The 9,224-nt window shown below is 68.0% G+C and carries 8 protein-coding genes; 6 read left to right on the forward strand and 2 right to left on the reverse strand.

Annotated elements, in window-relative coordinates; all coding sequences use genetic code 11:
- Positions 1–358: 358 nt before the first annotated feature.
- Together B0I29_RS35515 and B0I29_RS35520 are read left to right on the forward strand one after the other, a co-directional pair.
- A complete protein-coding gene (locus tag B0I29_RS35515) occupies positions 359–1,309 on the forward strand; it encodes an alpha/beta hydrolase (RefSeq protein WP_111653505.1) in 951 nt (316 codons plus the stop codon).
- 5 nt (positions 1,310–1,314) lie between these two features.
- A complete protein-coding gene (locus B0I29_RS35520) occupies positions 1,315–3,720 on the forward strand; it encodes a glycoside hydrolase family 2 TIM barrel-domain containing protein (protein ID WP_181558141.1) in 2,406 nt (801 codons plus the stop codon).
- A 107-nt stretch (positions 3,721–3,827) separates the two neighbouring features.
- Here B0I29_RS35520 and B0I29_RS35525 read toward each other — a convergent pair whose 3' ends face one another.
- Positions 3,828–4,451, reverse strand: coding sequence for a TetR/AcrR family transcriptional regulator (locus B0I29_RS35525; RefSeq protein WP_111653507.1), 624 nt, complete (start codon positions 4,449–4,451; stop codon positions 3,828–3,830).
- A gap of 77 nt (positions 4,452–4,528) precedes the next feature.
- Positions 4,529–5,632 carry a saccharopine dehydrogenase family protein gene (locus B0I29_RS35530; RefSeq protein ID WP_111653508.1) on the reverse strand — a complete coding sequence of 368 codons (1,104 nt, stop codon included), beginning with the start codon at positions 5,630–5,632 and terminating at the stop codon, positions 4,529–4,531.
- 382 nt (positions 5,633–6,014) lie between these two features.
- On the opposite strand from B0I29_RS35530, the gene B0I29_RS35535 reads away from it, so the two are divergent.
- From B0I29_RS35535 to B0I29_RS35550, 4 genes are all read left to right on the forward strand, one after another.
- On the forward strand, positions 6,015–6,596 hold the full coding sequence (locus B0I29_RS35535; RefSeq protein ID WP_111653509.1) for a TetR/AcrR family transcriptional regulator: 582 nt from the start codon (positions 6,015–6,017) through the stop codon (positions 6,594–6,596).
- A 40-nt stretch (positions 6,597–6,636) separates the two neighbouring features.
- Positions 6,637–7,476: an SDR family NAD(P)-dependent oxidoreductase gene (locus B0I29_RS35540; RefSeq protein WP_111653510.1), complete on the forward strand. Its 840-nt coding sequence runs from the start codon at positions 6,637–6,639 to the stop codon at positions 7,474–7,476.
- Between the two features lie 222 nt (positions 7,477–7,698).
- Complete coding sequence (locus tag B0I29_RS35545; RefSeq protein ID WP_111653541.1) at positions 7,699–8,826, forward strand: IS701 family transposase; 1,128 nt, start codon at positions 7,699–7,701, stop codon at positions 8,824–8,826.
- Between the two features lie 234 nt (positions 8,827–9,060).
- A partial coding sequence (locus tag B0I29_RS35550) for a transposase (protein WP_146616861.1) occupies positions 9,061–9,224 on the forward strand: 164 nt, incomplete at its 3' end.

Consider the following 9,224-nt stretch of genomic DNA (forward strand, 5'->3'; position numbering starts at 1 on the left):
ACGCCGATAGCCGGAGCCGGGAACCCGCTCTGTTCGATTCCGTGGTTCGAGTGCCGAGACGGCGGGGCAGCCGCGCTCCGCGGACGATTTACCTGCCGACCGGTAGATAGAAATTACGGCGACGTTGCGCTCAGGTCAACGGGCGGCACAAAGATATCTACCGGTAGGAAGATAGGGGCCTGGACGGGCGCGCGCTCACGGCGCAATCTACCGATCGGTAGGCCGATTTGCGCAGAAGATAGGCGCGACCCGCGTACCCCGTTCATGTGGGCGCGCCCCGGCAATCAGGCGATCTGGCCACAGCCCGAGCCCGGTCCCCGGTACCCCGGCCAATGAGCAGCGTCCAAGGAGATCGGCAATGAAGAACCCACACGATGTCGCGCCCGAACTGCTTCCGGCGTTGCGCCGCTTCCCGACAGTCGCGCTGGACCGGCGGCCGGTGCTGCTGTTCGCCCGTGCCGCGACACGGCTTTCCCGCACCCGTCGGTATGACGGTGTGACGATCGATATCGTCGCCGACGGTGACGTGAAGGTCCGTCTGTACAGCCCCACCGGCACCGCGAGCGGCGCCGGGATGCTGTGGATCCACGGCGGAGGGACGGTGGCCGGCGAGCCGGTGATGGACGATCTCATGCTCGCCGACGTGGTTCGTGATCTCGGCATCGTCGTCGCCTCGATCGAATACCGCCGTGCGCCGGAGCACCCGTACCCCGCGCCCCTGGACGATTGCGCGGCCGGCTGGCTGTGGCTGCGCCGTAATGCCGAGCGTCTCGGCGTGGACCCCACGCGGTTGGCGATCGGTGGTGAGAGCGCCGGCGGTGGCCTGGCGGCGTCGCTCACCCAGCGGCTGCACGACGAGGGGCTTCCCGAGCCGTGCGCGCAATGGTTGATGTGCCCGATGCTCGATGACCGCACCGTCATCCGCGCCGACATCGACGAACGCGCACACCCGGTGTGGAACAACCGCAACAACAGGTTCGGCTGGCGCAGTTACCTGGGCACGGAACCCGGCTCTGAGATCGTGTCGCACGGTGCGGTACCCGCACGCCGCTCCGATCTGAGCGGGCTCCCACCGGCGTGGATCGGTGTCGGGGGCGTCGACCTGTTCGCCGACGAAGACCTCGAATACGCTCGCCGGCTCCGTGAGGCGGGTGTACCGGTCACGGTCGACCTGGTCGACGGCGCGCCGCACGGTTTCCAGTCCTGGGGAGCCGGTACCCGGCTCGCCCTCGCCTACCTCGCGCGAGCGCGTGAATGGCTGGGGCAGGCCCTCGGAACGGGCCGAGCATCGTCACGACAGAAGGCATGAGCGGCATGACGACTACGACATTCAACGACGGCTGGCAGTTCGGCCGTGAGGGCGACGACGAGTACACGACGGTCGACCTTCCCCATGACGCCATGATCCACGAGACGCGCCGGGCCGACGCGCCCGCCTGGGCACACGGCGCCTACTTCCCCGGCGGCGGCTACCGGTACCGCAAGAGCTGGACCGCGCCCACCGACCTCGACGGCAAACAGATCAGCCTCTTCTTCGAGGGCGTCTACCGGCACAGCCGGGTCCTGCTCGACGGACACGACATCGGCGGATCGCTGAGCGGCTACGCCGAGTTCGAGGTGCGACTCGACCCGTACCTCCGGCCGGGAGCGCAGCACCTGATCGAGGTCACCGTCGACAACGCCGTGACGCCCAACTCGCGCTGGTACACCGGGTCGGGCATCTACCGGCCCGTCTGGCTCGACGTCCGTGACACCGTGCACATCGACCGCGACGGCGTCACCTTCCAGACCATCGACACCGCTGCTGACGCGCACGCCATCGTGCAGGTGCGGCTGGTCAATCCGAAGGGCGAGCCCCTCGACGTCACGGTCGTCCTCAGCCGGGACGGCGCCGAGGTGACGAGCGCCTCAGCGAGCACCTCCGGACATGACGCCGCATTGCCCCTCACCGTCACATCGCCGGAGCTGTGGTCCGCCGAAAACCCCGCCCGGTACGACCTCGAGGTGCTGGTCAGCCGTGCGCAGGAGACCCTCGACCGGCGAACCTTGCGGGTCGGGCTGCGCACGATCGACCTGGATGCCACCCACGGCCTCCGGATCAACGGGACGCCGGTGCTGCTCAGGGGCGCCAACGTGCACCACGACAGCGGCGTGCTCGGCGCGGCGACCTTCGCGGCGGCCGAACTTCGCCGGGTCAGGATCCTCAAGGAGAACGGCTACAACGCGATCCGCAGCGCCCACAACCCCGCCGCACGAGCCCTGCTCGATGCCTGCGACGAACTCGGCATGTACGTCATGGACGAACTCTTCGACGGCTGGTACGACCACAAGACCGACCACGACGACGCCGAGCACTTCGACCCGACCTGGCGCCGGGAGGCCGCCGCGCTCGTGGCCAAGGACCGCAACCGCCCCAGCGTTCTGATGTACTCCATCGGCAACGAGAACGGCGAGGCACTCACACCGCGCGGGCGTCTCGTCGCAGCAGAACTCGCCGCGGAACTGCACACCCTTGATCCCACCCGCGCGGTCACCATCGGCGTCAACATGGTCGCCGCGACCTTCGCCGGTCTCGCCGGCTCCGGCAAACAGGAGGAACCGGCCGCCGCGGCGAAGGCCGCACCGGACATGACCAGCACCACGCTCAACGTCATCTCGAACCGGTTCGGGATGCTCGCGAAGGTGTTCCCCCGTCTCCGCGCCGCCGACCGCGCCACCCGGGAACTGTTCGAACACGTCGACGTCGCCGGATACAACTACGGCACACCGCGCTACCCGATCGATGCCAAGCTGCACCCTCGGCGGGTGATGGTGGGCACCGAGTCGATGCCGGGCGACATCGCCCGGATCTGGCCGCTGGTCGAGCAGCTACCCGCGCTGATCGGCGACTTCATGTGGGCCGGCTGGGACTACCTCGGTGAAGCCGGTGGCGGATCCTGGATCTACGGCACCCGGCGCGCCCCCTATCTCAAGGCTTACCCGCAGCTGACCTCCGGAACCGGCGCCATCGACATCACCGGCGAACCGGGTGCGCCGATCCTGCTCGCCCGCGCGGCGTGGGGTCTGCTCACCGAACCGGCGATCGCGGTCCGCCCGCTGGACGTCCCCGCAGGACCCGTCGCCCGAACCACCTGGCGCTCCACCGACGCAGTACCCAGCTGGTCCTGGTACGGGCACGGAGGGCGCCCCGCCGAAGTTGAGGTCTACACCGCGGACGACGAGATCGAGCTCCTGGTCAACGGCCGTTCGATCGGCCGTCGGCCGGCAGGTGGGAAATACGGCTTCGTGGCCCGGTTCCGTACCCCCTACCGCCCGGGAACCATCGAGGCGGTCGCCTATCGGGCCGGCCGCGAGACCGGGCGGTCATCGCTGCGTTCGGCCGGCCCGGTCCGGCTGCGGGTCGTGGCCGAAACACAGCGGCTGGCAGCGGCCGTCCAGGAACTCGCCTTCCTACGGCTGGAACTCGCCGACGACGAAGGGGTGGTCGACTCGGCCGTCGCGGACCTCATCACCGTGCAGGTCGAGGGCCCGGCGACGCTCGCCGGGTTCGGCAGCGGAGCCACGGCCACCGAGGAGTCGTTCACCGATGCCGAGCACACCACCTTCCGTGGACGCGCGCTTGCCGTGATCCGTGCCGGCGGGTCACCGGGCCACATCCGCGTCACCGCGACGAGCCGTAACCACGGCACCGCCGTGGCGAACATCGAAGTGACCGACTGATCGCGGGAACCGTGTGCACGTCGAACCGGGTGATAAGTGGCCGGCGCCCCCCACTCCTGGACCGTGGTGCGTGATCCATCAGTGAGAAAAGACAGTCGTCGACGCTCTCAGTCGGTCTCGACCCAGCGCCCGAGACCGTCCAGCAGGATCTTCACGTAGTAGTCGACGATGTCCGACCTGCTCAGGTCCGGTCGTGAGAGCCACCAGTGGCCCAAGCGCTCACCCACGCCGGACATCGCGTGACCGGATGCCTCGAGCAGATCCGCAGGAGCCCCCGGCGCCGCCGCCCTCAGCAGGACGATGATCGACTCGATGTGCTGCAAGCGCAGCGACGCCAACTCGCTCGCATACTCGCCGCGCAGTACCGAAGCGCTGGTGAAGAGCAGAACCCAGCGGTCCCTGTCGACCTCGACCGTGGAGAAGAAGAAGTCCGCCCCTGCCCGGAGCCGATCGACGGCTCCTTCGGCCCGGTCGACCGCCGCACCGAGAGCATCGTTGTAGCGCTCATACACACGCTTCACGCAGGCGATGTACGCGCCTTCCTTCGTCTGGAAGTGGTTGTAGACGACCGGCCTGGTCACATCAGCCGCGCGGGCGATGTCGTCCATGGAGACCGAGCCGAAACCTTGCTCCACGAAGAGTCGCTCGGCCACGTCCAGCAGTTGCGAATATCGCCGGCTGCTGGACATGCGCCGGCGAACCGGCGGCTTCGCGACGCTATCGGTGGTCATGGCAAGCCCTACCCTCTCGGCCTTGAGTGAGGCCCCGTATCGAGTGACGCCACGCAGGGGTCGCCCGCGCCGTCACCCTAGGATGCCCGTACGAAGCCCGACTCGGCCGCCGCGGCCTCCAACACCGGTAGACCGAAGGCGGAGACAGGCGCCAGCGCACCAGTGTCCAAGAGTCCGCCGTCGGCGATCCGGGTGGCGGCCCAGGCAAGGATGTCGCCGGTGAAGGTGTACCCGTTGACGCCCTCCAGTCGGCAACGCTGAAGCAGCTCATCCGACTCCGAGAACGCCTCAGCGATGACCACTGAACTGCTCTCGGCCCGGCTTTCGGCACTTGGGCCGCCCGAAGAGCCGAGAACACGACGGTGAACGGCGGACTCGAGTGCATTACGGACGGGACCTATCCCGGTTATCCCCGTGAGAAGCAGCGACAGCACCGGCATCGCGCGGATCATCGGAGCTGCCAGGGCGGGAAGGAAAACCCCGACATCGCGTACGGCGGGGAACTCCGCGGGCAGACCGAAGTGCTCGGTCCCACCCACGCTCAACCCATAGCGACTTTCCTGCGGCCCGATCCGGAAGCTGCGCACGCGCGCCCCCGTCCGCTCTGCACGCAGACGGCCGCCGCGGAAGGCGAACGATCGGTCCAGTACGGCACCGGCGAGGCTCGCGCGGGTTCCGCCGCTGACGCCACCGGCCCGGCGACTGAAGTAGCCGATCTCGACGCGCCGCGCGCCGGGACCGGCATCACTCAAGGCGAGTGCTCCGGCCAGATTCCCGGGCAGCCAGTCGTAGCCGAAAGCGGGTAGCAACGCGACGTGCGCGCTCGCCGCTTGCGGTCCGTAGCGGTCGAACACCGCGCGAATGAACGCGGGTTCGCCGGTCGAGTCGAGGTAGTGCGCTCCGGCGTCGATCGCGGCCTCGACGGCGGGTCCTCCCCAGCGTGCGAACGGGCCGACCGTGGCGATCAGGACGTCGCCCGCTTCCACTAGCGCGCGCACGCTCTTTGGCCGGTCGACATCGGCGATCTGGGTTTCGAGGTTCCCGAGTTGGGCCGCGAGTCGTTCGAGTTTCTCGGCGGAACGGCCCGCGAGTACCGGTTTCACGCCTCGTGCGACCAACGCGCGCGAGACGAGTTCACCGGTGTATCCGCTGGCGCCGAAGACGACGATGCGTGGTGTCACGACTGCCGCGCCGGGTTCATTCGGTGAACGTCGCAGGCTGCGAGCGCAGATTCGGTACGGAAGACCGCGGGGCGGCCGTGTCGCTGCCTCAGCCCTGGGCCGGCGCCGGTCGGGTTCATCTTCATGCTCACGGGAAGTCTTCCTCGTCTTTGAATGGTGAGCGGTCGGACTTCGAACGCTGCGAACGGCTCGATCACCCGCACAGCGAGACCGCCGGGCGGGATGTCGCTCACGGCCCCCATTTGTCGCTAAATTACGGTACGTAAGTTATCGGGTCAATGATCGGTGGCGGGTGTGAGGTGTTGCCCTACGAGCCGAACAGGGGATGCCGGGCGATATACGAGTCACATGTATCGTAATTCCGTGAGCCGAGATCAAGAGCATGGCTGAGGCCGGCCGAGGACGGCCCCGCAGCGAGCAGTCGCGACGCGCAATCCTCGCCGCCACCCGTGATCTGATCGCCGAATCCGGGTACGAGCAGCTGACCGTCCAGGCGATCGCGGCGCGCGCCGGCAGCGGGCGTCAAACGGTGTACCGCTGGTGGGCGTCGAAGGAGCTCATAGTCGCTGAGCTGGTGGTGAACGGCGAACTGACCTTGCCTCCGGTGCCAATCCCGGACACCGGACACCTCCAGCACGACCTGACCGCCTGGCTCGACGAGATCATGCTCTCCCTGAACGATCCGCAGGCCGGAGCGCTGATGCTCGCACTGGTGACCGCGGCCTCCGACAACGAGGCCGACGCCCGTCTGCTCTACGAGATGAGCACCGGCCCATATCACGCAGCGCTCGTCGACCGGCTCGCCCAGGGCGTGTCGGCCGGACAGGTCGGCCCGCACGGTGACACCACCGCGATCGCGGACGCCCTGATCGGGACCGTCCTCTTCCGCGCCCTCACGCCCGGCGCCCGCCCCGCACCGACCTCCGTGGTCATCCGCACCCTGCTCGGCCGCTCCGAGTCCTGACCCCCACCCTCACCCCGGTACGAAGCGAAAGGCACAACACATGACGTACACCGCCATCATCACCGGAGGGGCCGGTGGCATGGGTTTGGCCACCGCGAAGATCCTGGGAAACGACCACCGTGTAGTGATCGCCGACCTTGATCAGCAGCGTCTCGATGCCGCAGTCGCCGAACTCACCGCCGGTGGGATCGAAGCAAGCTCAGCGGTGTGCGACATCACCGACCGGGCCTCCGTCGAGCGGCTGCTCGACGAGGCGGCCCGCGGCGGCCACCACGTCCGCGCCGTCGTGCACGCCGCAGGTATCAGTCCGCAGATGGGAACGGCCGACCGCGTCGCCCGCATCAACGGCACGGGAACGGTCAACGTGACACAGGCGTTCCTCGCCCGCGCAGGAGACGGCGACGTCCTCGTCAACGTCGCCTCGACGGCAGGCCACGGGCTGCCCAAGATCCTGATCCCGTTCGGTTCCTTCCGGCTGGCGGAGACGAATCCGGCGGCGTTCGAACAGGCGATCGTCCGACGTGCGCGTATCGGGGGCCGCAAGCTGCACTCCGGGATCGCCTACGGCATCAGCAAGGCCTTCGTCCTTTGGTACACCCGCGCGCAGGCGGTCGCATTCGGCAAACGGGGCGCCCGCATCGTGTCGGTCTCGCCCGGAAGCTTCGACACCGCGATGGGCCGGCTCGAGGAGAATCACGGTGCCGCCGAATTCCTGAAGGTCTCAGCCATCAAGCGGTTCGGCAAGCCGGAAGAGATCGCTGCCGTGCTTGCCTTCTGCGCCGGCACGGCGCCGGGCTACCTGACCGGCGTGGACATCCTGGTCGACGGCGGCACCCGTGCCGGATCAGAGTTCCGGAAGCGTCGCGGAGCCCAACCGTGACCCGTATCGCCACCACCATGTCGCCCTGACAGAACACCTCGCAACGACCGGCCAAGAAGAGCAACTGCGACAACGAGCCGTCAGCGGCGACCACGCCGCCCTGCTGCGATACAGCCTCCTCCTCGCCGACCGCGGCAAAACCCCGCCGACGCCTAGTACTGCAACGGCACTCATCAGGCGATACGTATCGATGATCGGCTCGTTGAGTGGTTCGTGACGGCGATCGAGGTCGATCAGTGGTCTGGAGAGCTGGACCGGTTGCATGCCCGGTTCGCGGATCGTTTCACCAGGTCGGAACCGCGGCGACGGGCCCGGCAGTATTTGTCCGGGCTGGTCGCCGGCCTCGATCGTAAGAATGGCTGGACCCTGGCGGAGCAGGCCGGTGACCTGTCGCCGGACGGGATGCAGCGGCTGTTGCGGTGGGCCGACTGGGACATCGACGCCGTCCGCGACGAGGTGCGCGACTACGTGATCGGGCACCTAGGCGACCAGAACGGTGTGCTGATCATCGATGACACCGGCTTCCTGAAGAAGGGCGTGAAGTCCGCCGGGGTGGCCCGGCAGTACTCCGGGACAGCCGGGCGGATCGAGAACTGCCAGATCGGGGTCTTCCTGGCCTACCGGTCGACGCGGGGACACGCGCTGATCGACCGGCAGCTGTATCTGCCGGCGGCGTGGACCGATGACCGTGACCGCTGCCGGGCGGCCGGGGTCCCGGACGAGGTCGGCTTCGCGACCAAGGTGCAGATGGCGAGGGAGATGCTGCAACGGGCGTTCGCCGCTGGGGTTGCGGCGGCGTGGGTGACGATGGACGAGGCGTATGGGCAGTCGAAGTCGTTGCGGGTCTGGCTCGAGGACCACGACCAGGCCCATGTGGTGGCGACGCGGTGCAACGACGACGTGGTTACCACCAGCATGGGCCGAGCCCGCGTCGACGAACTGATCGCATCGCTGCCGGGCCGTGCCTGGTCACGGATCTCTGCTGGTCTCGGTGCTCACGGACCGCGGGAGTATTGGTGGGCGCGGGTGCCGATCCGGGTGTTCTGGCGGCCCGGCCGTGGGCACTGGCTGCTGGCCAGGCGCAACATGAGCACCGGCGAGCTGGCCTACTACGTCTGTTACGGCCCGCGCAAGACCCGGCTGATGGACCTGGCCCGGATCGCCGGTACCCGCTGGGCGGTCGAGGAATGCTTCCAGCAGGCCAAAGGCCAAGCCGGCCTCGACGAGTACCAGGTCCGGGACTGGCGGGCGTGGTACGCCCACATCACCTTGTCGATGGCCGCTTACGCCTGGCTCGTCGTCGCCCGGACTCTGACCGGGCAACAGCAAACAGCAGCGGGAACGACATGATGATCGGCTACACGGTACCGGAGATCCGGCGCCTGCTGGCCGCACTGTTCGTCCGCCGCCACCAGCCCAAACACATCTGGTGGTGGTCACGCTGGCGACGACGACGTCAACACCAAGCCCGCCTCAGCCACTACAAACGCCGCGGCTATCCACTGAGATGAAGTGCCGTTGCAGTACTAGGTTCTGTCCCGCGGATCATGCGTGGCGATCATGGATGACGATCGTTGAACCGGTGTGGCACGTGGTGATCTGAGCAGCGAGGAATGGGCTGTGCTGGAGCCGTTGTTGCCGGCGCAGCCCGTCCGTGGCGGGCAGTGGCGTGATCATCGGCAGGTCATCAACGCAATCTGCTGGGTCAAGCGGACCGGCTCGCCGTGGCGTGACCTGCCCGAACGTTA

It is taken from the genome of Actinoplanes lutulentus, assembly GCF_003259845.1.
GTDB classification, from domain to species: Bacteria; Actinomycetota; Actinomycetes; order Mycobacteriales; family Micromonosporaceae; genus Actinoplanes; species Actinoplanes lutulentus.